The organism is Salinimicrobium profundisediminis, assembly GCF_026241755.1.
Taxonomy (GTDB): Bacteria; Bacteroidota; Bacteroidia; order Flavobacteriales; family Flavobacteriaceae; genus Salinimicrobium; species Salinimicrobium profundisediminis.
The window spans coordinates 1-26,470 of sequence record NZ_JAPJDA010000030.1; the positions used below are offsets into that span (position 1 = coordinate 1).

Here is a 26,470-nt window from a genome sequence, read left to right on the forward strand (position 1 = left end):
GACTCAGGTGAAAAAACCACTCCTTTAAATATCTACCAACAAAAAAGCCGCCTAAAAATTACTTTTCAGACAGCCTCAATTTTGCATCTTCTACTTTAACAAAAGCCGAAAAACTGCAACATTGGAGTCAATATCTGGCTGCAAAAGAGCTTAATTCTGCACAACATACTTACTTAACACATTGTTAACAGTAAAAATTATTGTATAGAAGTATTTTCACGGCGAATAATTTTTCCAATACATGCTATTGAATTTCCTGCTTGAGATGATTTGTGGGTAACCTGCGATTTGTTTTAAATAGTAAGGATTCTTTGGTGGCTCTTTTTTCGTTATGAGTAAGAAAATCAAGAATTCCCCGACTTTACAATCAGAAATGACCCCTTCTTCGTCCAACACCCGAATTGTGGCCGTAGGAGCCAGTGCTGGTGGCCTTGAAGCTCTTAAATCTTTTTTTGAACATATTCCTCAAGCTACCAAAAGCGCTTACATCATAATTCAGCACCTGTCTTCAGATTATAAAAGCATGATGGGCGAACTCCTGGCCCGCAGTACGGGCTTGCCTATAGTGGAAGTAGAAGAGGGTATGGAAGTCAAGCCTGGGCATATCTATCTTATACCACCGGCCAATAACCTGATTATTAAAGGCAACAGGCTACAGCTTCTGGAGAAGCCCAAAAACCCTACGCTCAACTTGCCTATAGACATGTTCTTTGAGTCGTTGGCGCGAGAACAGCGGGAGAAGGCTATAGGAGTTATTCTTAGCGGTACCGGCAGTGACGGAACCCGCGGGGCACGTGCAATCAAAGAAAGCGACGGGATGATTATGGTGCAGGAGCCTGATGAAGCCCAATTTGACGGAATGCCCAGAAGCGCGATTGCTACAGGGCTGGTAGATTATGTGCTGTCAGTCAAAGAAATGGGTAATGAGCTCGATAATTATCTTACCGCACCTTCTATATTTCATTTTAAAGATGGAGATGTAGCTTACGACCAGACAGAGCTTATCAAGATCTTAAACTTCATTGATGAGAAAACAGGGCTCGACTTTAGAGAGTACAAAAGGTCTACTCTTGCCCGAAGGGTAGCCCGAAGAGTGAGTGTGTGTAAATGCCGATCTCTTGCCGAATATTTTACTTACCTCACCAATACCGAAGGAGAAGTTGATATACTTTACAGGGAGTTCCTTATTGGGGTCACCAAATTTTTTAGAGACAGTAAAGTCTGGGACGTTTTACGCCAACGGGTAATCCCCGAAATGGTGAGTTCAAAAATTGATGGAGAAGTTCTAAAAGTTTGGGACGTTGCCTGTAGTACGGGAGAAGAAGCTTATTCTTTTGCCATGTGCTTTATCGAAGAAATCGAAAACCAGGGGAAGAATATTGAACTTAAGATTTTTGCTACCGACATTGCCGAAAAACATCTTGAGATAGGCAGCAAAGGCTTATACCCCGAAAGTATAGCAGCCGATGTACCAGCCGATTTTCTTGCTAAATACTTTAAAAGCAAGCAAGGCAAATATGAGGTTGTAGATAAGTTGAGACGGGCTGTAATCTTCTCACGCCACAACGTGATCAAGAATCCGCCGTTTAGTAATATGGATTTGGTTTCCTGTCGCAATCTTCTCATATATTTTCAGCCTGCAATACAAACCAAGGCCTTGAGTGTGCTGCATTACAGCCTTAAACAGGATGGGGTACTCGTACTGGGAACCAGTGAAAGCGTACATACAGAGCAAAAGAATTTTTCTGAAATTGATCGCAAATGGAAGATATTCAGGAATATTCAACCCAATAACAGGCTCGAAGCCGGCCTTTCCCACACGCCAACATCGGCGGGGAGAGTAGCTGGCAGCAAGCCCCCAAGTACAGGAATGGCATATAAAGCTCCTGCCAACACTACATTTAACAAGCTCACAAGTGACTTTAATGAGACCGTACTCGATCACTTCAAGGCGGCAAGCGTTTATGTAGATTCAGATTACAATATACTTGAGGCCATTGGCGAATTCAGGAAATACGCCAACCTTCCTGTGAGCGGCTTTTCTACAAATTTACTCGACATGCTGGGCACAGATTTGAGGTATTTGATTCAGAACAGCCTTAAAAAAGCAGAAAAGCTTCAGCAAAAAGTTTATTATAAAGATGCCATTTTTGAACACCAGGGGGAGAAAAAAGCTGTTGACCTTTTAGTAAAACCTTTTCTGCGGAACCATGTAGACTCCGAAACTACTTTTATGATCACCTTCCTTGAGAAGGAACTCAACCTTGAAGGGGTAGAAAGTGTAGATAATATTACCCTTACCACCCGTACCAAAGAATATGTTTCCAATCTTGAAGAGGAGTTAAAGCAAACCAAAGAAGAATTGCAGACTTCCCTGGAAGAGATAGAAACCAGCAACGAAGAGTTGCAGGCGGCCAATGAAGAACTTTTGGCTTCAAACGAAGAGCTGCAAAGCACCAACGAAGAACTGCAAAGCGTAAACGAGGAGATCAACACCGTAAATGCCGAGAACATTCAGAAAATGGATGATCTTGCTGCGCTTAATGCCGATATTAACAACCTGCTTGAAAGTACGCAAATTGGTACCATCTTCCTCGATGGCTCCCTGTGCATACGCAAGTTCACCCCGGCCATAAAAGATCATTTCAGTTTTCTTAATTCTGATATGGGGCGGCCAATAAGCCATTTTACCGGAAACATTGGAAGAAGTAATTTGCTCCAGCGTTGTAAGCGGGTGCTTAAAACCGGTAAAACTTTAGAGAAAGCCGTAGTTTCTAAAGACGGGCTGCATTACCTGCGAAGAATATCACCCTACGTAGATTCCAATGAGAAAATTGACGGGGTTGTGATCACTTTCATTGAAATTGAAAGCCTTCAAAAGTCTAAAGAGAAGCTGCAGGCGAGCGAACGCAGGTTTAAGAGTTTCTATGAAGAAGACCCTGTAATGCACATAAGCGTGAACCCGCAAAATTATAAAATTGTGCATTGCAACAAAATGGCCATAAAGCAGTTGAAGTATGAGTCGAAAGAAGAACTTATAGGGAAATCTATTTACGACCTGTACCACGAAGATTCCCAGGTGGAGGCTTTAAAATCAAATAAATATTTTGCTGAAAACGGCGTGCTTGTCAATCTCGAGCAGAACATCCTCAACAAGAACGGAGAGAGCCTGCCCGTCATTCTCAATGCCACTGCCGAAAGAGATGAAGAAGACAACGTTCTAACCATTCGCTATACTTTTGTAGAGATTGAAGCCCTTAAAAAGGCCGAAGATCAACTGCGGGAACAAAAAGCCGATCTTGAAAGGGCTAACCGCGACCTGGAGCAATTTGTTTCAATTTGTTCGCACGATTTGCAGGAGCCGCTTTCTACCATCAAATTTGGGATAGATATCTTAGGTAAAATCTATGCTTCCAAACTCGATAAAAAAGGTCAAAATTATGTTTCTTACATCAAGCAGGCATCTACCAGGCTTTCAGAACAAATAAGGGCCTTACTGGAACATTCGCGCATAGGGCGCGACGGGGTTAAAAAGCTCGTAGATACCCGTGAACTGGTAGAAGTAGTAAAATATGATCTAGGCAAAAGGATAAAAGATACAAAGGCAAAGATCCATATTGGAGATTTACCGCGCCTGCAAGGTTATGAAGTAGAGCTAAGACTGCTTTTCCAGAACCTTATTAGTAATGCCATAAAATATACCCCAAAAGAACGAAATCCAGAGGTGCGTATCTCGGCATATAGAGAAGGTGATTTCTGGACATTTACGGTGGTAGATAACGGGGTGGGGATTGCAAAAGAAGACCAGGATAAGATTTTTACAATATTCAATCGCGTCAAAAAACACGATAGCAATGATGGTACAGGTGTGGGGCTGGCACACGTAGAGAAGATAGTGCATTTACACAATGGTACCATATGGGTAGACTCGCAAGAAGGGGTGGGAAGTACCTTTTACTTCAAACTTCAGGCTTAATAATATGGATAAATCGTCCTTAAAATACCCGGTTCAGGTTGATTTGGAGAACTGTGCCAAAGAACCTATCCACATCATTGGGAAATCTCAGGCGCATGGCGTGCTGGTGGTTTGTGATCGCACAAATTTAAATATCACCCAGGCCGGTGAAAATGCTTCGGAATACTTCGGAATTCCTGTAGATGAGCTGCTGGGGAAACCGCTGTCTTATCTTCTGAAAATGCCATTTTTGGCACCCGGTTTTGATGAAGATAGCCTTCCGCAGGAAGTGGAAGTAAACCGAAAGAAATTCCTGGTGCTTGCGCATATTTCCGAAGAGAGCCTGGTGCTCGATTTTGAACCCCTCACACAGGTGCAGGATCCATTTTTCTTTCAGAAGCAGTTAACGGGCATCCTCAACAAGTTCCAGGCAGCACGGTCTCTTGAAGAGCTTTCTTCGGAAGCTGCCAAACTCACCCGCAAAATGTTTGGCTATGACAGGGTGATGATCTACCGCTTTGATGAGGAGTGGAATGGTGAAGTAATTGCCGAAACAAAGAATGACGATTTAGAATCGTGGCTGGGGCTGCGATATCCGGCTACCGATATTCCGCAGCAGTCCCGTAAAATGTTCCTTAAACACAGGGTAAGGATCATTGCCAATGTATATTATACGCCGGTACCATTAAAGCCAGAAATTTCACCGGTTACCGGGAAGCCCCTTGATATTTCAAGATCTTCGCTAAGGGCCGTTTCTCCTATTCACATAGAATATTTGAAAAATATGGGCGTGGGCGCATCCCTTTCGGCAGCTATTGTGGTCAAAGGAAAATTGTGGGGGCTTATTGCCTGCCATCATCAGGCAGAGAAGTACCTTGATTTTTACCAGCGGGAGAGTTGCCGTTTCCTGGCTCAAATGCTCTCAACCGAAATTACGCTGCATGAAACCAGCAGTCTTTTAAGTCATTCAGAGCAAACCGAGAGTATCCGGCGGCAGCTGGTGGCTCAAATGAAATACCACGATAATATTGTGGAGGCACTAAGCAGGGATACCGTACAATTTCTAGAACTCCTTAATTGTAGCGGCGGTGCCATTTTTTACATTAATGAATGGGAACTAAATGGGCAAACACCTGGCAAAGAACAGCTGGACAGCCTGCTCAATAACTTCATAAAAAAGCAGTCAAAAAGCCTTTTTTGGACCCGTAACCTTTCAGCGCTATTTCCTGAAGCCGAAGAATACAAGAAAACAGCCTCGGGGCTTTTCAGCTTAAAAATTTCTGATAACAAATATATTTTATGGTTCAAGCCTGAAGTAGTGCAGGTAGTGACCTGGGGAGGGAATCCGCAGAATAAGGTGTTCTACAACGAAGAGGAACAAAGACTTAGTCCGCGTAAATCTTTTGAAAAGTGGAGTGAGAAACTCACCGGCTTTTCGGAACCATGGCATGAGCTTGACCGCAACACGGCCAGGGCTTTGAGAGAGAATATAAGCCATGTGCTGCTCACCCGCCAGCGCAGGGAAATTGAAGCATTGAACGAAAAGCTCATAGAAGCCAACAGGGAGCTGGAACTATTTAGTTACGGACTTTCACATGATCTACGGGCGCCGGTAAGAGGTATGGAAGGCTTTCTCAAAATTCTTCGGGAAGATTTTAGTAACCCCCTTGGAAGTGAAGGTCTTAAATACCTGGAAATGAGTGCCGGCCTTACCCAAAAAATGAACGATCTTATTGACGATATCCTGGAGTATTCCAGGCTGGGGCATATTGAGAGGGTAGAGAAGCATGAGGTAGATACCACCGCAATGCTCAAAGAAATATTCGAACTCTTCAACCTTTCGGCAAATTTCCCTTCGGCACGCATAGAGATTCAGGAAGAGCTTCCGCCTATGTGGGGTAACCGTAGAATGCTGTTCCAGTTGTGGTCTAATCTGCTTAACAATGCTTTAAAATATTCTTCAGAAAAAGAAGCACCAGTTATAGAAGTAGGTAAAACCCTCATAAATGGGCGCAGTACGTTTTACGTAAAAGATAATGGAATAGGGGTAGACCCGGCATTGAGAGAAAAGATATTCGAGACCTTTCAGCGCGGTGTGGGCAGCAAATTTAAAGGCACCGGCATTGGCCTTGCCATTGTAAAGAGGATTGTGGAAAAACATGAAGGAGAAATTTGGGTTGAAAGTGAACCCGGAGAAGGTTCTGTATTTTATTTTTATCTTGAGCCCCAAAAGTAGGAGCATACGCAAATGATTAAGATCCCGTTGAGAATATTACTGGTGGAGGACAATGAAGCTGATGTCTTGATTACCCTGCGCACTATTAGAAAACTTGTTGAAGAACCACATATTGAGGTGGTTGAAGACCTTTCTTCCTGTAGGAACAAGCTCATCAACTTTATTCCCGATGTGGTGATTTCCGATTACAACCTTCCTACCTGTACAGGCCTGGAGGTACTGCAGCTGGTACAGCAAAAAGATCCCAAACTTCCATTTATCTTCCTTACCGGCACGGTTCACGACGAAGAACTGGCTGCCAATACCATTTTGGCAGGAGCTTCGGGGTTTATTCTGAAAAAGCACATGAACAACCTCGAAGATAAATTAAAACCCCTGCTTAAACAGGTGGTCTTCCGCATGAGTGAAAAAGAGGAAATAAGGGAACGCCTAAGGCAGAACAAGATTGCCATAAACCAGATCAATGATTACCTGGATAACCTGAAATTTGACAACAGGGAGCAGAAGGATAACATCAGCAAGATCAAAAATGCCATTAAAGATTTTAAAGCCGGTAGGGATGAAGATAATAGAGAAGCTTAAGGAGGAAACCCGCGAACTGCACGAACAAATTGAGGATAAGAACCTGGCCCGGCAAATTATGGACCACAGTATTGATCTCACCACCTATAAACTCCTGTTGCTGCAGAATTACCTGGCGTATCGCGAAACTGAAACCGAAATACAAAAGTTCTTGCCACACTACGAAGGCAAAAAGCACCAGCAGTTAAAACAGGATTTGCAACAATTGGGCATTACAGAAGAAATACCTTCCAAAAATGGTATTTTTGAATGTCATTCTAAAGCCGAAGCCCTGGGAGCGGCCTACGTGGTTGAAGGATCGGCCCTGGGTGGGATGGTTTTGGCTAAAAACCTTCAGAAATGTGCTGCTTTAGATGAAATTCCGCGTCATTACTTCTTTAATGGAGATAAAAACAACATGCAGGACTGGAAAGCATTTAAGGAAGAGCTCGAAAATTACCCTTTTACCCCTTCCGAAGAAAAAATGGCCATTGAAAAGGCTAAAGATACCTTTCGGTTCTTTGAGCGTATTTTTGACAGGGAATTGAATGTAGATCTAAACCCCACTTTCAAACACCAGAGACAGTAGCCTTGGCACTTTAGACCTGTCATTATTATCAAAATGTTCGTTGAGGTCTAAGAGCTTAAACTTGTGCGCTTTGGCCATGTCTAGAAAATCTGAAAGATGATGAGTAAAGGCAGGGGGCATTTGGTAGCCGCTTTCGGTTTCAAATTTTGCTCTACTGCCTGCATACTGTCTTCCCGGATGAAGTTCACAGATATAGAACTTTCCGTTTCTCTTCAGGCTGCGGGCTCCTTCAGCAAAGATAAAGCTGAGGTCCTTGATATGTTCTAGCACGAGGCTACAGGTGACAAGATTAGCCCAACCCGGCTTTACAGGCCACGCTTCAGTAATATCTGCCTCAATAAAGCTAACATTTTCAGCCTGTGTTTTTTCCTGCGCTTTGGCCATCATTTTTGGAGAAATATCAATAGCGGTAACAAAATCGGCTTTTTGCGAGAGCCATTCGGTGTTTTTCCCTGTGCCGCAGCCCAGCTCCAGGATATTTCCGTAGTGAGGGTTCAAAAAGGTGTCCCTAAGCACCTGGGCTTCGAGGTCACGGGTTCTGTTCTCCATAGCGTCGTAAGAGGCTGCCCATGCATTATAGGAGTCGCCGGTGTTCATATTTCTATCTTCTTGATCCAATTTTTGGCTTCGTCTTTTTCGGTTAAATCAAAATATTTGATCGTGGCTCCGGTAAAGGGTTTCATAAGTTGGGTAAGTTCTTTCTCCCACTCCTTATTCCCCACCATGGCAATACGCTCCAGGTTTTCGTTATTTTTGAAGTCGAATTTGATATCGCGCCACATGGCACTCAAGTTCCAGCCTTCAAATTCTTTCATTTCAAAGTACCATCTTATGGTGCCAAAACTCCTTACTTTCTCCTGTAGCAGTGGGATAAGCCTGTCATAGTCTTCATTGGTAAGTTTTTCTTCGGCGACAGTGTAAATAACGTTATGTTCAACCTGGATAGAAATCATAATGTAGTTTTGCTACAATTTCCAAAGAAATGTGGATTTTGACAACACAATGGAATGGGAGTAGAGTTAAGCTCTTGTTAATCTATACCTAAGGAATGTTAAGTATTTTTTTCTGAAAAACTAAGAGAGCAGGGCTTTCAGCATTCAAAAATTCCTGCCATCTTTGCCTTTTTTAAGAGGTATGGAATCCCGTAAAAAGCAACGTATTGCTCTTAGCACTTTCTTCTTTATGTCGGGTTTTGCTTTTTCTACATGGGCATCCCGCATTCCCACCATTAAAACCCATTTTGATCTAAACGAGGCACAACTGGGAAATCTCCTGCTGGCCATGCCGGTAAGTTCTCTCATTGGTTTGCCCATTTCGGGTTGGCTGGTGTCAAAATTTGACAGTCGCAATCCTTTAATTGCGGCTTATTTCTTTTTTGCTGTAGGGCTGGTGCTTATAGGAAGTGCGTCAAACATGGTGTTTTTGGTGGCAGGCATAAGTGTTTTTGCCTTTAGCATGCGAATACTCAATATCTCCATGAATACGCAGTCTCTCACGCTTCAAAAGTTATTTCCGCGGAAGATTTTGGGATCTTTTCACGGCCTTTGGAGTACAGGCGGACTGGTAGGGGTGCTTTTTTCTACCTTGCTAATTAAGCTGAATGTTTCCATGCAGATCCATTTTTGGATGGTTGCAAGCCTCGGAATCTTACTCGGTTTATGTTCTTATTCTTTTTTACTGCGGAAAGATCGTGCCACGGGCGGTAATAAATTAAGGCTTGGTAAACCCGATAAATTCATTCTTTACCTTGGGTTACTCATCTTTTTTGCATCGCTGTGCGAAGGTGGTATGTTTGACTGGAGCGGCGTGTACTTTAGAGAAGTTGTTAAGGAAGAGGTGTTCACACTAGGCTATCTTATTTTTATGACCTTTATGGCGCTTTCGAGGTTCTTTTCTGATAGACTCATAGAGAAACTAGGAATGGCCCGAATGTTTGTGGTGAGTTCTTCCCTTATTTCTTCGGGAGTATTATTAATGGTCCTGTGGCCGAGTTTTTGGCCGGCACTTGTAGGCTTCAGCCTTGTTGGTATTGGGGTTGCGGCTATTATCCCCATGATCTTTAGCCTGGCAGGTACTTCTAAAAAATATTCGGCAGGAATGGCTATTTCTATCATCACTACTTATGGAATTGTAGGAATGCTGTTAGGGCCGCCACTGGTTGGCTACATTGCCCATCTTTTTAACCTTAAAATTTCTTTTCTGCTGTTCCTTTTTGCCGGACTCCTGTTCATTCCCGTGTCTCAGCTGTTCTTCAGGTTGAAACAGGAAGAGCAGGTGATATAGGATATTGCTTTTCAGAAACGTTTCCTTTATTTACCATTTTTGAGAGGTGAGCGTTTTATGATTCTTTTAGAAAGACCTTACTCCTTACTTTTGTATCTTATCTTGATTTCAGAAAATATTTACGCAAGCTTATAAGATGAAGTATTGAGCGGCACGAAGAATTGAATAAATTTTATTCGGCTGTAGAAAAATAAGAAAAGATGGCAAACAATGAAGATTATAAGGTACCTGCTTCAACACGAATAGGCCATGTTCATCTCAAGGTTTCAGATCTTGAACGGGCTCTGTTATTTTATAACGGGCTGTTGGGTTTTGAAGTGACGCAGCGTATGGGCGATGCAGCTGCATTTTTATCGGCTGGCGGTTACCATCACCATATTGGCCTCAATACCTGGCACAGTAAAGGTGCGCCCGAAGCCTCTAAAAGGGGAGTGGGCCTGTACCACACAGCTATAGTTTATGAGCAAAGAAAAGAGCTGGCGCAGGTACTTCAAAGGCTTCTTGATGCCGAATATCCTTTAACAGGGGCGGCCGATCATGGCGTTTCTGAAGCCCTGTACCTCAACGATCCTGATGGTAACGGCGTAGAGCTTTATTACGATCGCCCAAGGGAGCAGTGGCCGCATGCAAAAGACGGCTCTCTGGAAATGTACACAAGGGCGTTGCACCTTGACCATTTGCTGGCCGAGCTTAATAGTTAATTTCCTACCGGGTAGCCTTTGTCTATCCAGTCTACTTTAATATTCTCACGCAGGTTGAGCAGTTGATGATTGGTGAAATCCATTTCGTTGAGCAGTGCAAATGCAGGCCGAACATTAGGACAAATATCAAAAGGGCAACAACCACAGTAGATAAGGATATTGCTGTCTTTTGGCAGTGTTTCCAGTTCCTGCCTCAGGTTGTTGAGGCTTTCTTTTTCTCCGGAAGGTCCTGTGTCTTTAGACCCTGGGATTATTCCACCGGCACCAAGGCTAAAAATAACAAGGCTATCTTCGGAATTTTCGAGGAGATGAACGAGCTCTGAAGGTTCCAGAAGTTGCTGCTGAGACCAGGGTTCTTGCTGAATTTCAGGTTTTGCTTCTTCAGCATAGTTTTTTACAACCTCATTATCTGCAACTGCAGATTCCTGAGTTTCGTTTTTGCAGGCTGAAGTCAATAAGGTAACCAGGCAAATGGCGGAATAGAAGTATTTGTTGATCATATTTTTTGTGTCCGAAGAAAATAATTCAGAATTTATAGAATGTTTAGTCGGGGCGCTTGGGTTTTGAACGGCAATGTTAGGCTTTTATTTTTAAAATGAAAATCTGCAGGTGATTACCACAGGTTCTTTACTTCATTTTTGATGTAAGCCAGGCCGGTTTCGCTAGGTGGCTGTTGATCGATAAGTGAATTTACAACTTGCTGCCGCAGTTCATTTGCGGTGGTGACCTCTTCCCGGCCTGCAACTTTTCTGAGGTTGTTTATCGTTGCATTTTTAGACGCTTTGATAACGTTCCAGCATTCGTCAGAAATATAAATTTGTTGCGCCAGGTTGTGCTCAAATTCCTGTTCAATAGCTTTTATGAGAAGCGTTAAATAAGCTTCTTTCTCATCTCCTGCAGGTTTGATCCTTACAAGAAGATTTCCCGGGGCGATGCGTTCCAGGAAAAGGGCCATCCTTTCATAGGCCTGTAGCCGTAAAGGCAGCGCCTGTTTTTGTGATTCTTTGTGAAGTAAATACCGCCGCCGCCGCTCTTCATTGCGGGTGTGCAGGTTAAAAAAATAGAAGGCAATCACGCCCACAACCACTGCCGGTAAAATGTAGAACAGCAGCTCTAAAATGGAATCTTCTGTCATTGGTCAACTATTGATCGGCTACCGAGGTGTCTTCAGTTTCTACCTCTTTCACATCGGTTTCTTTACCTTTTCTGTACGAGCCCCCTAAGTTAGGACATCCTGCCAAAGTAGCAACAGAATCAAATGGAACTTTTGTCTTGTTGTACATGAAAGTTTCCGCCAGGGTCTTGGCAATGAACCGGTCTCCCAGGTTAATTTCTACATCATCCATCGTGAACTGGCAGGGGTGTTCGTATCCGCAGGCATGGGTGATCTCCAGAAGTTCCTTCCTGAAATTGTTGAAATAATAATTCACCCTTTCCGATTTGTCTTTTACATTGATTCCGGCCTGTAGCCAGCGGTTTTGTGTTGCCACACCGGTTGGGCAGGTGTTGGTATGGCAGGATTGGGCCTGTATACAGCCCACGCTTAGCATGGCTTCGCGGGCAACATTAATACAATCTACGCCCATTGCAAAAGCCATGGCCGCTTTAGCAGGAAAACCGAGTTTACCACTGCCAATAAATACAATGTGATTGGCGAGATCTCTTGCCTGGAAGATCTTATAAACATCGGTAAACCCGTAAATCCAGGGCAGGGCCACATGATCGGCAAAACTTGGAGGGGCCGCCCCGGTTCCGCCCTCACCGCCATCAATGGAAATAAAGTCGGGTCCGCGGTTGGTTTCGGCCATGATACTCGCCAGCTCCCGCCATTCATCGAGTTTCCCAATAGCGGCTTTTATTCCCACCGGCAAGCCTGTTTCTTCCGCAATTTCTTCTATCCAGTCTACCAGCTCCTGCATGTTGCTAAAAGTGCTGTGCGCAGGTGGAGATAGCACGTCTTTGCCCATGGGCACGTGCCTAATTTCGGATATCTCCTTCGTTATTTTGGATGCGGGCAGCACTCCTCCTTTCCCGGGTTTGGCACCCTGGGAGAGTTTGATTTCTATAGCTCTTATACTGGGATATTCTTTAACAAGCTTTACTAGTTTTTCTATCGAAAAACCGCCGTCTTCATTTCGAATTCCAAAATATCCTGTTCCTACCTGGAAAACGATATCTGCCCCTTTTTTGTGGTAAGGAGACAAACCTCCTTCGCCGGTGTTGTGATAAGCGTAGGCTTTTTTGCACCCAAGATTCAAAGATTCTATTGCTTTGGCAGAAAGGGAGCCAAAGCTCATTGCCGAGACGTTAATTACCGATGCAGGCCGAAATGGTCGACGTCGTTTGTGAAACTCACCCATTACTTTTGCACAAGCCACAAAATAAGGGTCTTCCCGGTTAACGTGCTTATGTGGCATGTAGTAAGGAATTACAGCATTGTTGATAAAGATGTAATTCACTTCATTGATGTCCTGATCTGTTCCAAAACCTTCGTAATTATTGACATTTTTGGAAGATGCATACACCCAGCCGCGCTCAATTCGATTGAACGGGAGTTCTTCCCTGTTTCCTGCCACAATGTACTGCCGCAATTCGGGGCCAATACTTTCGAGCATGTACCTGAAATGTCCTACCAATGGAAAATTATGGAGAATGATGTGTTTTTTATTTATAAAAACGTCATAAATTACTACCAGCACAACAAAAATGAGGAGCCACATCCACCAGGAGATATTTCCCAGTAAATCGAAAATACTATCCATACAAACCGCTTTAATTCCTAAAAAATCAAAAGTTAGCTTATATAGCTGCTCCTCCAAAATATATTGTTTTAAAATATTCGTAAAATAGTTTTTTGGAGCTTTCAGTTAAAGCCAAAAAGATATAGTAGGAGGGTTCTTATTTTGCCTCATTTTAGCTATTTTCACCCCTTAAAAGAAGTTACTATTGGAATCTTATTTAGCCGAATTAAATGATGCCCAGCGAGCTCCTGTATTACAGAAGGATGGAGCTATGATTGTTATTGCAGGTGCGGGGTCTGGGAAGACGCGGGTACTTACCTATCGGATTGCTTATCTTATGAGTAAAGGAGTTGATGCCTTCAATATCCTTTCATTAACTTTTACCAATAAGGCAGCGCGGGAAATGAAAACCCGAATTGCAAAAATTGTTGGGAACAGTGAGGCCAAAAATCTCTGGATGGGTACTTTTCACTCCATCTTTGCCAAGATGCTCAGGTTTGAGGCCGATAAACTGGGATACCCTTCCAATTTTACTATTTATGACACCCAGGATTCCCAACGTCTTATATCGGCTATTATTAAGGAGATGGGGCTCGATAAAGATGTGTACAAGTACAAGCAGGTCTATTCCCGAATTTCCTCTTATAAGAACAGTCTCATTACCGTAAAGGCATATTTTCAAAATCCTGAATTGATGGAAGCCGATGCCATGTCGAAAAAACCAAGGCTGGGTGAAATTTACAGGGAATATGTAGACCGCTGCTTTAAGGCAGGAGCGATGGACTTTGATGACTTGTTGCTTAAAACAAATGAGCTGCTCAATCGTTTCCCCGAGGTGCTTCAGAAGTACCAGAATCGCTTCAGGTATATTCTGGTAGACGAGTACCAGGATACCAACCACTCCCAGTACCTTATTGTTAAAGCACTTTCAGATAAATTTCAGAATATATGCGTGGTAGGTGATGATGCGCAAAGTATCTATGCCTTCCGTGGCGCTAACATCAACAATATTCTCAACTTTCAGAAGGATTATGACAATGTACAAATGTACCGGCTGGAACAGAATTACCGTTCTTCCAAGAACATAGTTGAAGCGGCCAATTCTATCATTGAAAAAAACAAGACCCGACTGGAAAAAGTGGTATGGACGGCTAATGAAAACGGGCCAAGGATCGTTGTAAACCGCCTGCTCACAGATGGGGAAGAAGGAAGGTTTGTGGCAGGATCTATTTTTGAGAACCGGATGGAGCACCAAATGAAAAATGGTGATTTCGCTATTCTTTACCGAACAAACGCACAAAGCCGGGCCATGGAAGATGCCCTGCGGAAAAAGGATATTCCTTACCGTATTTATGGTGGATTATCTTTTTACCAGCGTAAAGAAATTAAAGATGTGCTGTCCTATCTGAGGCTGGTGATCAATCCTAAAGATGAGGAAGCGCTAAAACGGGTGATCAATTACCCGGCAAGGGGAATTGGGCAAACAACTATAGACAGGCTTACCATTGCTGCCAATCACTACAAAAGATCGATCTATGAGATCATTGAAAACCTGGACAGGATTGACCTGAAGATCAACAGAGGTACCAAAACTAAGCTGGAGAATTTCATCAACATGGTCAAAAGTTTCCAGATCATGAATGAAACTGCCGATGCTTTCACCATTGCTGAAACTGTTGCGAAAAAGACGGGGCTTTTACAGGAGTTGAAGAAAGATGGTACGCCCGAAGGTATTGCAAAAATTGAGAACATCGAGGAATTACTTAACGGGATAAGGGATTTTGTTGAAGAGCAAAAAGAACTGGCCGATGTTACCGGTTCCCTTACCGAATTTCTTGAAGATGTTGCACTGGCTACCGATATGGATAAAGACTCGGGCGATGACGATCGCGTTGCCCTGATGACCATACATTTGGCTAAAGGCCTGGAGTTCCCGTTTGTATACATTGTAGGGATGGAAGAAGATCTATTCCCTTCGGCTATGAGTATGAGTACCCGTAGCGAACTGGAAGAAGAACGCCGGCTTTTTTATGTGGCTCTTACCAGGGCCGAGAAAAAAGCTTTTCTTACTTACACCCAATCGAGGTACCGCTGGGGAAAACTCGTAGATGCCGAGCCCAGCAGGTTCATTGAAGAAATAGATGATAAGTACCTGGATTTTATGATTCCGCAGGACGATTATAAGTACAAACCTCTTATTGATACCGACATTTTTGGGGAGGTAGATAAAAGTAAATTCCGTCAAACCAAACCTTCAAGCGGCACTCCGCCACCATCACATAAACCTACAGAAGAACAACTTCAAAAACTGAGGAAGCTGCGACCTGCAACTTCCCCCGGCAATTCGGCTTCTGCAGGAGAAGTGATCAAACTTATGGCGGGTGACGAAGTAGAGCATATGCGTTTTGGTAAAGGAAAAGTGTTGAGTATAGAAGGGGCAGGGCAGGATAAAAAAGCAGAAATCGACTTTGAAACAGGGGGGATAAAAAAACTACTCCTAAAGTTTGCTAAGCTCAAATTACTCAATTAAGGTTAAGTAATTGTTATTCTTTGGTTTAGGTGTATTCTTGTTCTTATTTTTAAATAAAAAATGATAAGAGAAGGTACAGCAGTAAAGTGGAAGTGGGGTAAAGGAACCGCCCAGGGAAAAGTGAAGAATACTTTTGATCATGAAGTTACACACACCATTAAAGGAACAAAGGTAACCCGTAAAGGAAGCCCCGAAAATAAAGCCTTGTATATTCAGCAGGAAAATGGGAATGAAGTTCTCAAACTTGAAAGTGAGGTAGAAAGAAATGACTAAATTTCTCTAAAACTCTTACTAAAAGGCGCTGATTTTTTGTAATTTTTGAAGCATTTAAATCAGAAGAACTATGGCAGAATTAATCAGGATCTACGAAGAGAACCCCAATCCAAAAGAAGTAAAGAGAGTAGTAGAAGCTTTAAGAGACGGTGCTTTAATCATTTATCCTACAGATACGGTATACGGTTTGGGATGTGATATCACCAATAATGCAGCCCTTGAACGCATAGCCCAGCTTAGGGGTGTAAAACTTGAAAAGGCCAATTTTTCTTTTATCTGTGAAAATTTGAGCAACCTTTCTGATTATGTGAGGCAAATAGATAACCAAACCTTTAAAATACTCAAGAGAAACCTGCCCGGGCCTTATACTTTTATTCTGCCGGGGAACAATAATTTACCCTCGGTCTTTAGAAAGAAGAAGACTGTAGGTATTCGTATACCCGATAATAATATTTGTAGAGCGCTTGTAGGAGGTCTTGGTAACCCGATAGTGTCTACTTCCATTCGTGACGATGATGAGGTGCTGGAGTACACCACAGATCCTGAACTCATCCTTGAAAAATGGGATAAGCATGTAGAAATAGTGGTAGATGGCGGATACGGTGATAATGTACCCTCTACAGTAATTGATCTCACTACCCCCGAACCGGAAGTGATTAGGGAAGGCAAGGGAAGCCTGGAAATATTATAAAAGAAATCCTATTTCTCAATAATATTTCTATTGAGTATAATAAAACAAAAAAGAGGCTGTCTTACAAAGACAGCCTCTTTTGAATTAGGTCAAAAGGTTTTTCTTCTTATTCAAAAATATCTCCAAACACGGCGATGAAAGCTTCGTGCGCCTCTTGTTGAGAAAGGATATGCCCTTTCTTTTGTGCGCTGGTTGCCAGTTCATACCCCAGGCGGGCTGCTTCCATTCTTTGAAGTGGCGTACCGTGGTGGCCGCTGCTGGCAAAGCTGCAGTCTCCAATATTGAAAAATAGCTCAAAGAATTGCTCCACTCTCTTCCAGTTGTAAGTAGCACCTCTTTTATGCGTCATGTAGTAAGCAGCTAAAAAGTCGGCTTCCAGTTCGGTAAGACGGGTGGCTGCTGCCGGGTCTTCGTCTGCACCGTTAGGATACCATTCAGTATAATTGTCAAACTGAATCTCGTGCGCCCACTCATGAGCTAAAATCCCGGTCCATACAATACCTTCATCAATCCCTGTATTGGCAAGAACTGACGTTATTCCATCTCCAATCACAATAAGGTCTCCTGTTGTAGCGAATCCGTCCATGGCAAAATATGGACTTTCAGGAAGAACAGGTGATGCTTCATTAATAGCCAGGAGTTGATCAGCAATTGCGTATGCATCTTCTCTGGTTTCAACGTTAGCGCCAACAATCATGTATAGATCGGCCAGTTTTTCACGATCGTTCAAGCTGGCAGTATGTTGCCCGTTTACTCTAATCTCGCCTTGTATTCCCCAAAACTTCTCCAGGTCACGAATTCTCTTCTTTACAAAATTGGTGTATTGACCTTCATCTCCATAGTACTGTTCAGAAGTATCAAGGTACGCCATGTAGAAGCTCAGGTCAAGGTAGAGGGAGTAGTAGGTCAACGCCAGCGGATCTGAATAGAAGGGCTGGATCACCTTATTAATTTCCTGATTAAAAGCTGTGGGTGCACATTCAGATGGCGCTACAGCATCCATTTTAAATACTTCATTCCTTAAATTGTGACCTGCATAAGTAACAGGGTCTACATTGAATTCTGGATTGAGTGTAGCGTTTGCACTTAGCGTTCGTGCCGACTGTACTGCGTTCACGCCTGCAGCATCTACATTCATAATTTCTTCTACTTCGTTTTCTTTTTCACACGAAATACTAATAAGCCCGGCGCACAGGGTAACCATGGCAATCTTGTTGAAATTTTTCAGCATAATTTTAGTTTAGTTTGATTTTTATTAGGTGCTGAAGCTAATAAAAAAATATTATTTTAAGTGTAATTTACTGAAGATTAATTTGTTAAAAATAAAAAACCCGGCCTATAGCCGGGTTTTAAAGAATATTTGAGCTTGCTTATTTAGCAGTCTGCATTCCTTCTTCAATAAGGTTGTAGAATTGATCAAGTTTTGGAAGAATCACGATACGGGTTCTTCTGTTCTTGGCTCTACCTTCAGCAGTTTCGTTTGAAGCTACAGGAACGTAGTAACTTCTACCCGCAGCGGTCATTCTTTGTGGCTGAACACCAAACTCTTCCTGAAGTACACGTACTACAGAAGTAGCTCTTTTTACAGAAAGATCCCAGTTGTCCTGAAGTACTGCGTTTCTAATTGACTTGTCATCTGTGTGACCTTCAACCATAAATTCAATTTCTGGACGGTTTTTCACAACAGTGGCTACTTTTCCAAGTACTTCTTTAGCACGGTCAGATACATTGTATTTTCCGCTTTCGAAAAGAAGTTTGTCAGAAATAGAAACATAAACTACTCCTTTTTCAACATTGATCTGGATATCGTCATCACTCATGTTTCCAAGAACACCTTTAAGGCTGGTAACCAAAGCAAGTGTTACAGAATCTTTTTTAGTGATCGCATCCTGCATACGCTGAATCTTCATATCTTTTTCTTTGATACTTTCTAAAGAGCGTTCAAGATTTTCGGCTTCTTTCTTTGATAAGGTGGCAAGATCTCCAACGTTGTTCAATAAAGCAGTATTTTGGTTGCTCAACTGACTAATTTGTTGGTTCAATCGATCTTTTTCATCCAAACAGGAGTTAAGTTTAACCGTGGCTGTGTTCAACTTGTCCTGAGTCTCCTTTTGTTGAGCTTCAAGCTCGGCATATTTCTTCTGTGAAACGCATGAAGAAAAAAGGAGCGCAGCAGTTGCCGATAAAAGCATGAATTTTTTCATAATTCTTAATTGTGTGATTAAATGTTAACGTTTCAAAAATACAAAATCTAAGGTCATTCCGAAATTTAAACAGAACATAATTAAAATAATTTAAACTCTCTTAAATTCCTTCCTTCCCTGTAGGTAATATGCGAATACAACGGAGATATTGTTATAATATTTTGTCTTTTTTGGAGAAGGTTTCCTTTTTTTCCACATTTTTCCTGCATGCCGGTAAAACTGAAAATGTGCTCTTATAATGGCTGCTGAATGTGAGGGTTTTAGCTCAATTAAGAATTTTACACCTGCCAGCCCATCCAAAAGTAACCGTAGAAAAATGATGATAAATACCTTGTCTTTTGGCGCATTTTTTAGCACTGTGAAGAGGCTGTTCCTAAAATTTAAAAAAGTCTTGCGCGGGTGCATGGCATTTAAAGTGCCTCCTCCAAGATGGTAAACCTTTGACGCTCCCACTGCTTTTACCTTTAGCCCGCTGTTGTAAAGGCGCCAGCAAAGATCTATTTCTTCCTGGTGCGCAAAGAAATCTTCGTCAAAACCTCCCGCCTCAAAAAAGGCATTTTTGCGTATCATCATACAGGCGCCTGTGGCCCAAAAGATCTCTTTGGTATCATCGTACTGCCCATGGTCTTCTTCAAGGGTTTCAAAAATGCGGCCCCGGCAGTAGGGATAACCCATGGCATCAATATAGCCGCCTGCAGCCCCGGCATATTCAAAATGGGTTTTTTTCCGGTAATTGAGGATCTTTGGCTGGAGTGCTGCAACCTTCTTATCCTGCTCCATTTCTTGTATTAATGGCTGTAACCATCCTTCAGTCACCTCTACATCGCTGTTCAAAAGCACAAAAATGTCTTCCTGCAGGTCTTGAAGGGCGTCGTTATAGCCTTTAGCAAATCCGCCGTTTATTTTATTCTGAATGATCTTTACCTGCGGAAAATTCTTCCGAAGAAAAGGTACCGAATCATCGGTAGAGGCATTATCGGCTACATAAATGATAGCTTCAGGAGAATTTTGTACCACCGAAGGTAGGAACTGCTGCAATAAAGCTTTTCCGTTCCAGTTAAGAATGATCACTGCTACTTTCACAGGTGCAAATTAAAGTAAATTATAAGGTTGATGCATTACAGGGTGTCAAAAATGGCATTTTCTAGCCCCATTCCGGGAGGTCTGGGAGAAAGTGGTATTGCTCGGCTACATAATCAAGCTGACAAAAATAATGCTGAAGTCCGTTGGTCACCATCAGGTAATCTGCCTGTAGGGCCAGGTTATAACGTGCAATCTGGTCAAAAGTGCCTTGTGTAATAGGAATAGAGGCTGCCTTGCATTCTACCACCAGGTGAATATCACCATTGGGTTTATAGGCCAGTACATCATACCTTTTTATAAGATCGTGGAGCTTCACTTGCTTTTCTACATTGAGCAGGCTCTTTGGAAATTTCTTTTCCTGAAGAAGAAATTGCACCACGTGTTGGCGCACCCATTCTTCGGGCGTAAGTAAAACAAATTTTTTCCGAAGCTCATCAAAAACAGCTATTTTATTTTCGCTATTTTTGAGCCGAAATGAGTACCGGGGGAAGTTAAGTGTATGCATGCTCAAAAGTAGGATTTTTTCAGAAGAAACTTCTTTTAGTCCCTCCCCAAAACCAGCTTTATGGATGACGTAAAAAATATAGTGACTGCCATTAAAAAAGGGGATATTAAACCTATCTATTTTTTAACGGGAGAAGAGCCGTATTTTATTGATAAGATTTCAGATTACATTGAAGACCATGTTTTGCCCGAAGAAGAAAAGGGCTTTAACCAGATGGTGCTTTACGGGCGCGATGTGACTGTAGATGAAATTATTGGCAACGCCAAACGTTATCCCATGATGGCCGAACGGCAGGTAATTATCGTAAAAGAAGCCCAGGATCTTTCGCGCACCATAGAGCAACTCCTGCCTTATGCCGAAAACCCGCAACCCACAACCGTTTTGGTTTTCAACTACAAGTATAAAAAGCTTGATAAGCGCAAAAAGCTGCACAAGGCAATAGCAAAAACCGGCGTGATCTATGAAAACAAGAGGTTGTATGAGAACCAGGTTGTAGACTGGATACAGGCAGAAATGCATAGCCGCGGTTACCAAATGGCGCCAAAGGCAGCGCAAATGCTCCTCGAATTTTTAGGTAACCAGTTAGATAAGATTGACAATGAGCTAAAGAAACTTCAGCTTATTACTCCAAAAGGAAGCACTATAACTCCTGAAGTTATAGAGGAGAATATAGGGATAAGTAAAGATTTCAATATTTTTGAGCTGCGAAAGGCTATTGGCAGTAAAGACAACCTGAAGGCGCACCGCATTATCAATTACTTTTCACAGAATGAGAAAGACCATCCTATGGTGATGACGGTGGGAATGTTGTTCAGCTTCTTTGTGCAGCTGCAGCAGTACCATGCCCTTAAAGACCAGTCTGAAAACAATGTGGCCAGGGCATTAAAGGTCAACCGTTTTTTTGTGAAAGACTATGTTACCGCTGCCCGTAATTACAACATGAAGAAGGTAAGCAGTATTATTTCCTACTTGCGTGACGCCGATGTGAAAAGCAAGGGAGTAGGAGCTGCCAATGTGCCACAGGGCGATCTTTTAAAAGAATTACTTTTCAAAATTATCAATTAATATGGCGAATTTAGATACCTGGGTAAGTGCAGCGAGGCTCAGAACGCTGCCGCTATCAATTTCAGGAATTTTGGTGGGAAGTTCTATAGCTGTAGCGCAAAATGAGTTTAATAGCGTGATCTTTGCACTGGCTTTGGCCACCACGCTGGGCCTGCAGATTCTCTCCAACTTCGCCAATGACTATGGAGATTTTGTAAAAGGAACAGACAATGAAGACAGGGTAGGCCCGCAACGTGCACTTCAAAGTGGAATGATAACCCGGGATGAAATGTTTTGGGGAATGATCGTTACCGGCATCATCACTTTCTTTTTTGCCGTTACGCTTATTTATCTGGCCTTTGGCACCCGTAGCCTGTTCTACGGACTGGTGTTTTTGGTCCTGGGAATAGGCGCTATAGCTGCAGCAGTGAAGTATACCGTGGGAGATTCGGCTTATGGTTACAGGGGTCTGGGAGACGTGTTTGTGTTCGTGTTCTTCGGACTTGTTGCGGTTTATGGTAGCTATTTTCTTTATACTATGGAATGGGACTGGCGGGTATTCTTACCGGCTGCCACTATTGGATTCTTAAGTGCCGGGGTGCTCAACCTTAACAATATGCGCGATCGCGCTGCCGATGCTAAAGCAGGAAAGAATACTCTAGTAGTTAAACTGGGAGAGGCCCAGGCAAAACAGTACCATTATTTTCTCCTGCTGGCGGCATTTTCCTCTATGATCCTCTACTCGGCTTTCTCCTTTACAGGAATAGATGATCTCCTGTATCTCTTTGCTTTTGTGCCACTTTTGTTCCACTTAAAGAGGATCATGGAGAACAAGAATCCCGTCCTCCTCGATCCTGAACTTAAGAAACTAGCCTTAGGCACCTTCTTACTGGCTGTTCTTTTTGGGCTGGGACAAATATTATAGGTCTCAAAAATGCCATTTTTGGAAGGTCTTTCGGGTAGGATTTTGTATTTTGTATCAGTGTTGTCCAATTAAATAAATTAATCAGGAGCTAAGTCACGAATTCACTAATTATACTGTTCATTTAAGGTATAGAAAGATGGTTTCCAGTTTCTGAATTTATATTAAACTTTATTTATGGAAATAGAATTAAATATCGTTGTTAATCAGGTGGTTGGATAAAGTCTTGGCTCTTGCAGCGAAGCGATCTTGACTCTTGTCTCCCTGATAATAATGAATTGTATATTAAAATATGACATTATGAAAATTACTCACTACGCACACAGCACATTTGCAATAGAAGTTAAGGGGGTTCACCTTTTAATAGATCCTTTTATCTCGGGTAATGAGAAGGTAAAGGGAATGGTGAATATTGATGATCTAAAGGCAGATTATATTCTGTTAACCCATGCGCATCAGGATCATACGTTAGATGCTGAAGCCATTGCCAAACGAACCGGCGCGGTGATCATCAGTAATTTTGAAATAGCCACTCATTACGAAAATAAAGGCCTGGAAGTACACCCGCTTAACCACGGTGGTAAATGGAATTTTGAATTTGGAACGGTGAAATACGTGAACGCCATTCATACCAGCTCCTTTCCCGATGGTAGTTACGGCGGCCAGCCCGGCGGATTTGTCATTGAAGGGGAACACAAGAATATTTACATCGCCGGTGACACCGCGCTAACTATGGATATGAAACTTATCCCCATGCACACTAAGCTAGACCTGGCCATACTGCCTATTGGCGATAATTTTACCATGGGGGTAGATGATGCCATTATAGCCAGCGATTTTGTGCAGTGTGATAAAGTGCTGGGTTGTCACTATGACACTTTTGGATATATTGAAATTGATCATGAAGAGGCAAAGAGGAAATTCTATGAAAAAGGGAAAGACCTTATGTTGTTTGAGACAGGAGAAAGTATAGAACTTTAAACAATATAAGTGCAGGCAAATTATTATAAGTATATCCTGAATTTTAAACGCCCTAGCGGTACTTCGCGGGGCGTTCTTACACAAAAGGAAACCTGGTTTTTTATTCTGAAGCAAAACGGAAAGACCGGAATTGGAGAGTGCGGCATTTTAAGAAGCCTCAGTTACGACGATCGTCCGGGTTATGAAGAAAAGCTGAAGTGGGTGTGCGAAAACATCCAGTTGGGCGAAAAAAAGCTCTGGGAAGAACTTCGGGAATTTCCAAGTATTCAATTTGGGGTAGAAATGGCCTTTAGATCGTTAGCGGCGCAAGATCCTTTTCTATTATTTCCTTCTGAATTTACTGCCGGCCAGGCGCCCATTTCTATCAACGGACTCGTTTGGATGGGGGAGGAGCAGTATATGAAAGAGCAAATAGTTGAAAAGATCAGGGGTGGCTTCAAATGCATTAAGCTGAAGATAGGTGCTATAGATTTTGAAACTGAAATGAAATTGCTCAGCTTCATCAGGCGTGAATTTACTTCAGAAGAAATGGAAGTAAGAGTAGATGCGAATGGAGCTTTTAAACCTTCCCAAGCATTAGAAAAACTGAAGCGTCTCAGCGATCTGGAACTCCACAGTATAGAACAGCCCATAAAACAAGGTCAGCCGGAAGAAATGGCCGCACTTTGTGAGAATACACCTTTACCTATTGCCCTTGATGAAGAATTGATCGGGGTAACAGGTCTTTCGAAAAAGAGAGAACTGCTGGAAAAAATCTGGCCTCAATATGTCATTTTTAAACCCAGTCTCATTGGCGGAATTCGGGGAACAGATGAGTGGATTGAGCTTAGCCGTGAACTCGGTATTGGCTGGTGGGTTACCAGTGCTCTTGAAAGTAATGTAGGGCTTAATGCTATTGCACAATATACTTACAATCTTAACAATCCTATGCCGCAGGGGCTTGGCACTGGAGGTTTATACACCAATAATTTTGAAGCTCCTCTCGAAGTTGAGAACGGAAAATTATGGTATCGCCCCAACAAAAGCTGGAATTTTAATCTATAAAAGAAAAAATGTTTATACAACAGGCATATAAGGGCAAAACTGAATGGTGGCGCTATGTAATAGGGTTAGTGATCATCTTTTTGGGCTGGCAGCTCTTTGGGGCTTTACCCTGGTTTGGTGCCGTGATTTTGGAGGCTGGCCCCGATGTGCTTACGCTTTCACAGGAAGAGTGGATGAGGGTGCTCGATTCAAATCTCAATTTCTTTTTGTTGCTTCTTTCTTTTGCTGTGGGCCTCGCTGCCCTGCTTTTTGTGGTGAAATACCTGCATGCCCAAAGTATTAAAGACGCTACTACTTCTCGCAAAAAAGTGGACTGGGGCAGGTTTTTCTTCGGATTTAGCATTGTGGCTGTTTTCACAGTTGTTACCACGCTTATAGACTATAACATGCAGCCCGAAGACTACCTGTGGAATTTTAAAACTGTGCCTTTTCTCATTCTCGCAGCCATTGCCCTTATCATGGTGCCCCTGCAAACCAGCTTTGAAGAATACCTCTTTAGGGGATATCTTATGCAAGGAATTGGGGTGCTCGCGGGAAACAGATGGGTGCCTCTGGTCATAACTTCTGTGATCTTCGGAAGCCTTCACCTGTTCAACCCCGAAGTGGAGAAGCTTGGTTACATTATTATGGTGTACTACATTGGCACCGGATTTCTACTCGGTATTATGACCCTTATGGATGAAGGGATGGAGCTGGCGCTGGGTTTTCATGCCGGGAACAACCTGGTAGGTGCATTGCTGGTAACGGCCGACTGGACGGCATTTGAAACCAATTCGGTTTTAAAGGATGTTTCCAACCCCGAGGCAGGGCTTGATATTCTTCTGCCAATCGTAATCGTGTATCCAATTTTCCTGTTTTTAATGGCTCGTACTTATCGCTGGACCAACTGGAAGGAACGCCTCTTCGGAAAAGTAAATCGGCCGGAACCTATAAAGTACCCTGAAGAAATTTAGTATTTCTGAACAATTCGTTAACTTTAGCCTTTGATCGTTAAATATGACGAAATGATGCAAACAAAATTCAGCTTACCCGAAACTCATCCCGAATTCAGGCTTAACGGGCTTCACTACAACAATGAAGAACTGGCTGCGGTAGCCTACAGTCTTATCAAGGAAGGGGAGCCCTATGAGGGGCAGGCAGGAAATTTTCTGCTAGACTGGGTTAATGATAAAGAATATATCGAGGTAAAAACCTCGGGTTCTACAGGGCCTCCTAAGAGAATTCCTATTAAAAAACAGCAAATGATCAATAGTGCCCGGGCCACGGGAAAATATTTTGAACTGGGGCCGCGCACTACTGCATTGCATTGTCTTCCGGTGAATTTCATTGCCGGAAAAATGATGCTGGTAAGGGCTATGCTGCTGGGCTGGAAGCTTGATCTTGAGCTGCCAAAAGCAAACCCTCTTGACCGCATTTTTAAAACCTATGATTTTTGTGCCATGACGCCTTTCCAGCTGGATAATTCTCTTAGCCGGCTACACCTCATCAAAAAACTGATCGTAGGTGGCGGAGCCGTATCGGGGAACCTGCGTAACCTTGTGCAGGGAATCAATACCGAGGTCTATGAAACTTATGGTATGACCGAAACAGTTTCTCATATTGCAGCCCGTCACATCAATGTAAAGGAGAAAAAGATGGAAGATCCGCTGCCTTTTTCTACGTTGCCCAATGTCAAGATAGATGTTGATGACAGGAGCTGCCTGGTTATTGAAGCCCCACAATTAAACGATGAAACACTTGTTACTAATGACGTGGTGGAAATTGTTTCTGAAAACAGCTTTATCTGGAAAGGCAGAATAGACAACCTGATCAATTCGGGAGGGGTGAAATTACATCCTGAAGAGATAGAAGTGAAGCTGGCACCAATCATTGCCCACAGGTTTTTTATCACCTCCCTGCCCGATGCGGCACTTGGTGAGAAACTGGTTTTGATGGTGGAAAGTCAGTTTTCGGAAGTGGCTTTAAACAATCTTGAAAGGGAGATCAAAGCCTGCAGGAAGTTAGGGAAGTATGAAATACCCAAAAAGATCTATTTCGTCGAAAAATTCGAAGAAACTGCAAACGGAAAGATCCACAGGGCCAACACCCTTAAGAGCCGGATGAACTAGTCTTACTTCGGAAGTAATA

24 protein-coding genes are annotated in these 26,470 nt (G+C 42.8%); 15 read left to right on the forward strand and 9 right to left on the reverse strand.

Features of this window, described 5'->3' with window-relative positions:
• Positions 1-331 precede the first annotated feature (331 nt).
• The 4 genes from OQ279_RS15470 to OQ279_RS15485 are packed head-to-tail and all read left to right on the forward strand — an operon-like array spanning position 332 to position 7,341.
• The gene (locus OQ279_RS15470) at positions 332-3,976 is read left to right on the forward strand and encodes a chemotaxis protein CheB (protein ID WP_266070914.1); all 3,645 of its coding nucleotides are present in this window, start codon (positions 332-334) and stop codon (positions 3,974-3,976) included.
• Positions 3,977-3,980: 4 nt separating this feature from the next.
• Complete coding sequence (locus OQ279_RS15475; RefSeq protein WP_266070915.1) at positions 3,981-6,191, forward strand: ATP-binding protein; 2,211 nt, start codon at positions 3,981-3,983, stop codon at positions 6,189-6,191.
• A gap of 12 nt (positions 6,192-6,203) precedes the next feature.
• Positions 6,204-6,773 carry a response regulator gene (locus tag OQ279_RS15480; RefSeq protein WP_266070916.1) on the forward strand — a complete coding sequence of 190 codons (570 nt, stop codon included), beginning with the start codon at positions 6,204-6,206 and terminating at the stop codon, positions 6,771-6,773.
• Positions 6,751-7,341, forward strand: a complete 591-nt coding sequence (locus OQ279_RS15485; protein WP_266070917.1) for a biliverdin-producing heme oxygenase — start codon at positions 6,751-6,753, stop codon at positions 7,339-7,341. The genes OQ279_RS15480 and OQ279_RS15485 overlap by 23 nt, the downstream gene beginning before the upstream one ends.
• On the opposite strand, the gene OQ279_RS15490 is transcribed toward OQ279_RS15485, so the two are convergent.
• Both OQ279_RS15490 and OQ279_RS15495 read right to left on the reverse strand, forming a co-directional pair.
• Positions 7,309-7,959 carry a class I SAM-dependent DNA methyltransferase gene (locus OQ279_RS15490; RefSeq protein ID WP_266070919.1) on the reverse strand — a complete coding sequence of 217 codons (651 nt, stop codon included), beginning with the start codon at positions 7,957-7,959 and terminating at the stop codon, positions 7,309-7,311. The two genes, OQ279_RS15485 and OQ279_RS15490, sit on opposite strands and share 33 nt — an antisense overlap.
• Positions 7,935-8,294 (reverse strand): SpoIIAA family protein, encoded by a 360-nt coding sequence (locus tag OQ279_RS15495; protein ID WP_266070920.1) that lies wholly within the window; start codon positions 8,292-8,294, stop codon positions 7,935-7,937. The genes OQ279_RS15490 and OQ279_RS15495 overlap by 25 nt, the downstream gene beginning before the upstream one ends.
• Before the next feature lie 163 nt (positions 8,295-8,457).
• On the opposite strand from OQ279_RS15495, the gene OQ279_RS15500 reads away from it, so the two are divergent.
• Both OQ279_RS15500 and OQ279_RS15505 read left to right on the forward strand, forming a co-directional pair.
• Positions 8,458-9,624: an MFS transporter gene (locus OQ279_RS15500; protein WP_266070921.1), complete on the forward strand. Its 1,167-nt coding sequence runs from the start codon at positions 8,458-8,460 to the stop codon at positions 9,622-9,624.
• A 200-nt stretch (positions 9,625-9,824) separates the two neighbouring features.
• Positions 9,825-10,325, forward strand: coding sequence for a VOC family protein (locus tag OQ279_RS15505; protein WP_266070922.1), 501 nt, complete (start codon positions 9,825-9,827; stop codon positions 10,323-10,325).
• Here the strand turns inward: OQ279_RS15505 and OQ279_RS15510 are convergent.
• From OQ279_RS15510 to OQ279_RS15520, 3 genes are all read right to left on the reverse strand, one after another.
• A complete protein-coding gene (locus tag OQ279_RS15510; RefSeq protein ID WP_266070923.1) occupies positions 10,322-10,825 on the reverse strand; it encodes a rhodanese-like domain-containing protein in 504 nt (167 codons plus the stop codon). The two genes, OQ279_RS15505 and OQ279_RS15510, sit on opposite strands and share 4 nt — an antisense overlap.
• Before the next feature lie 113 nt (positions 10,826-10,938).
• Positions 10,939-11,460: a DUF7935 family protein gene (locus tag OQ279_RS15515; protein WP_266070924.1), complete on the reverse strand. Its 522-nt coding sequence runs from the start codon at positions 11,458-11,460 to the stop codon at positions 10,939-10,941.
• A 7-nt stretch (positions 11,461-11,467) separates the two neighbouring features.
• Positions 11,468-13,087, reverse strand: coding sequence for an FMN-binding glutamate synthase family protein (locus OQ279_RS15520; protein ID WP_266070925.1), 1,620 nt, complete (start codon positions 13,085-13,087; stop codon positions 11,468-11,470).
• 184 nt (positions 13,088-13,271) lie between these two features.
• Here OQ279_RS15520 and OQ279_RS15525 point away from each other — a divergent pair, with 184 nt between their 5' ends.
• The 3 genes from OQ279_RS15525 to OQ279_RS15535 all read left to right on the forward strand — a co-directional run bounded on the left by OQ279_RS15525 (position 13,272) and on the right by OQ279_RS15535 (position 16,560).
• Complete coding sequence (locus OQ279_RS15525) at positions 13,272-15,596, forward strand: ATP-dependent helicase (RefSeq protein ID WP_266070926.1); 2,325 nt, start codon at positions 13,272-13,274, stop codon at positions 15,594-15,596.
• 60 nt (positions 15,597-15,656) lie between these two features.
• Positions 15,657-15,869: a hypervirulence associated TUDOR domain-containing protein gene (locus OQ279_RS15530; RefSeq protein ID WP_266070927.1), complete on the forward strand. Its 213-nt coding sequence runs from the start codon at positions 15,657-15,659 to the stop codon at positions 15,867-15,869.
• A gap of 70 nt (positions 15,870-15,939) precedes the next feature.
• A complete protein-coding gene (locus OQ279_RS15535; protein ID WP_266070928.1) occupies positions 15,940-16,560 on the forward strand; it encodes an L-threonylcarbamoyladenylate synthase in 621 nt (206 codons plus the stop codon).
• A 106-nt stretch (positions 16,561-16,666) separates the two neighbouring features.
• Here OQ279_RS15535 and OQ279_RS15540 read toward each other — a convergent pair whose 3' ends face one another.
• The 4 genes from OQ279_RS15540 to OQ279_RS15555 form a co-directional block, all read right to left on the reverse strand.
• Positions 16,667-17,791, reverse strand: coding sequence for a hypothetical protein (locus tag OQ279_RS15540; RefSeq protein WP_266070929.1), 1,125 nt, complete (start codon positions 17,789-17,791; stop codon positions 16,667-16,669).
• Between the two features lie 139 nt (positions 17,792-17,930).
• Entirely contained in the window at positions 17,931-18,764 is an 834-nt protein-coding gene (locus OQ279_RS15545) for an OmpA family protein (RefSeq protein ID WP_266070930.1), read from the reverse strand.
• A 90-nt stretch (positions 18,765-18,854) separates the two neighbouring features.
• A complete protein-coding gene (locus tag OQ279_RS15550; protein WP_266070931.1) occupies positions 18,855-19,847 on the reverse strand; it encodes a glycosyltransferase family 2 protein in 993 nt (330 codons plus the stop codon).
• Positions 19,848-19,908: 61 nt separating this feature from the next.
• The gene (locus OQ279_RS15555) at positions 19,909-20,352 is read right to left on the reverse strand and encodes a type I restriction enzyme HsdR N-terminal domain-containing protein (RefSeq protein WP_266070932.1); all 444 of its coding nucleotides are present in this window, start codon (positions 20,350-20,352) and stop codon (positions 19,909-19,911) included.
• A 60-nt stretch (positions 20,353-20,412) separates the two neighbouring features.
• On the opposite strand from OQ279_RS15555, the gene holA reads away from it, so the two are divergent.
• The 6 genes from holA to OQ279_RS15585 all read left to right on the forward strand — a co-directional run bounded on the left by holA (position 20,413) and on the right by OQ279_RS15585 (position 26,451).
• Positions 20,413-21,417: a DNA polymerase III subunit delta gene (gene holA / locus OQ279_RS15560; RefSeq protein WP_266070933.1), complete on the forward strand. Its 1,005-nt coding sequence runs from the start codon at positions 20,413-20,415 to the stop codon at positions 21,415-21,417.
• 1 nt (position 21,418) lies between these two features.
• Positions 21,419-22,321: a 1,4-dihydroxy-2-naphthoate octaprenyltransferase gene (gene menA, locus OQ279_RS15565; RefSeq protein WP_266070934.1), complete on the forward strand. Its 903-nt coding sequence runs from the start codon at positions 21,419-21,421 to the stop codon at positions 22,319-22,321.
• A 297-nt stretch (positions 22,322-22,618) separates the two neighbouring features.
• Positions 22,619-23,299, forward strand: a complete 681-nt coding sequence (locus tag OQ279_RS15570) for a metal-dependent hydrolase (RefSeq protein WP_266070935.1) — start codon at positions 22,619-22,621, stop codon at positions 23,297-23,299.
• A 9-nt stretch (positions 23,300-23,308) separates the two neighbouring features.
• Positions 23,309-24,343, forward strand: a complete 1,035-nt coding sequence (locus OQ279_RS15575; protein ID WP_266070936.1) for an o-succinylbenzoate synthase — start codon at positions 23,309-23,311, stop codon at positions 24,341-24,343.
• 8 nt (positions 24,344-24,351) lie between these two features.
• Positions 24,352-25,296, forward strand: a complete 945-nt coding sequence (locus tag OQ279_RS15580; RefSeq protein ID WP_266070937.1) for a CPBP family intramembrane glutamic endopeptidase — start codon at positions 24,352-24,354, stop codon at positions 25,294-25,296.
• Between the two features lie 51 nt (positions 25,297-25,347).
• Positions 25,348-26,451 (forward strand): AMP-binding protein, encoded by a 1,104-nt coding sequence (locus OQ279_RS15585; protein WP_306419800.1) that lies wholly within the window; start codon positions 25,348-25,350, stop codon positions 26,449-26,451.
• Positions 26,452-26,470 lie beyond the last annotated feature (19 nt).

Excerpts from the sequence above, each read along its gene's own strand:
- OQ279_RS15485 (WP_266070917.1), top strand. The coding sequence starts at position 6,751 with ATGAAGATAATAGAGAAGCTTAAGGAGGAAACCCGCGAACTGCACGAA.
- OQ279_RS15555 (WP_266070932.1), bottom strand. The coding sequence starts at position 20,352 with ATGCATACACTTAACTTCCCCCGGTACTCATTTCGGCTCAAAAATAGC.
- holA (WP_266070933.1), top strand. The coding sequence starts at position 20,413 with ATGGATGACGTAAAAAATATAGTGACTGCCATTAAAAAAGGGGATATT.
- OQ279_RS15530 (WP_266070927.1), top strand. The coding sequence starts at position 15,657 with ATGATAAGAGAAGGTACAGCAGTAAAGTGGAAGTGGGGTAAAGGAACC.
- OQ279_RS15505 (WP_266070922.1), top strand. The coding sequence starts at position 9,825 with ATGGCAAACAATGAAGATTATAAGGTACCTGCTTCAACACGAATAGGC.
- OQ279_RS15470 (WP_266070914.1), top strand. The coding sequence starts at position 332 with ATGAGTAAGAAAATCAAGAATTCCCCGACTTTACAATCAGAAATGACC.
- OQ279_RS15585 (WP_306419800.1), top strand. The coding sequence starts at position 25,348 with ATGATGCAAACAAAATTCAGCTTACCCGAAACTCATCCCGAATTCAGG.
- OQ279_RS15545 (WP_266070930.1), bottom strand. The coding sequence starts at position 18,764 with ATGAAAAAATTCATGCTTTTATCGGCAACTGCTGCGCTCCTTTTTTCT.
- OQ279_RS15535 (WP_266070928.1), top strand. The coding sequence starts at position 15,940 with ATGGCAGAATTAATCAGGATCTACGAAGAGAACCCCAATCCAAAAGAA.
- OQ279_RS15515 (WP_266070924.1), bottom strand. The coding sequence starts at position 11,460 with ATGACAGAAGATTCCATTTTAGAGCTGCTGTTCTACATTTTACCGGCA.
- OQ279_RS15495 (WP_266070920.1), bottom strand. The coding sequence starts at position 8,294 with ATGATTTCTATCCAGGTTGAACATAACGTTATTTACACTGTCGCCGAA.
- OQ279_RS15475 (WP_266070915.1), top strand. The coding sequence starts at position 3,981 with ATGGATAAATCGTCCTTAAAATACCCGGTTCAGGTTGATTTGGAGAAC.
- OQ279_RS15580 (WP_266070937.1), top strand. The coding sequence starts at position 24,352 with ATGTTTATACAACAGGCATATAAGGGCAAAACTGAATGGTGGCGCTAT.
- menA (WP_266070934.1), top strand. The coding sequence starts at position 21,419 with ATGGCGAATTTAGATACCTGGGTAAGTGCAGCGAGGCTCAGAACGCTG.
- OQ279_RS15480 (WP_266070916.1), top strand. The coding sequence starts at position 6,204 with ATGATTAAGATCCCGTTGAGAATATTACTGGTGGAGGACAATGAAGCT.
- OQ279_RS15540 (WP_266070929.1), bottom strand. The coding sequence starts at position 17,791 with ATGCTGAAAAATTTCAACAAGATTGCCATGGTTACCCTGTGCGCCGGG.
- OQ279_RS15510 (WP_266070923.1), bottom strand. The coding sequence starts at position 10,825 with ATGATCAACAAATACTTCTATTCCGCCATTTGCCTGGTTACCTTATTG.
- OQ279_RS15570 (WP_266070935.1), top strand. The coding sequence starts at position 22,619 with ATGAAAATTACTCACTACGCACACAGCACATTTGCAATAGAAGTTAAG.
- OQ279_RS15520 (WP_266070925.1), bottom strand. The coding sequence starts at position 13,087 with ATGGATAGTATTTTCGATTTACTGGGAAATATCTCCTGGTGGATGTGG.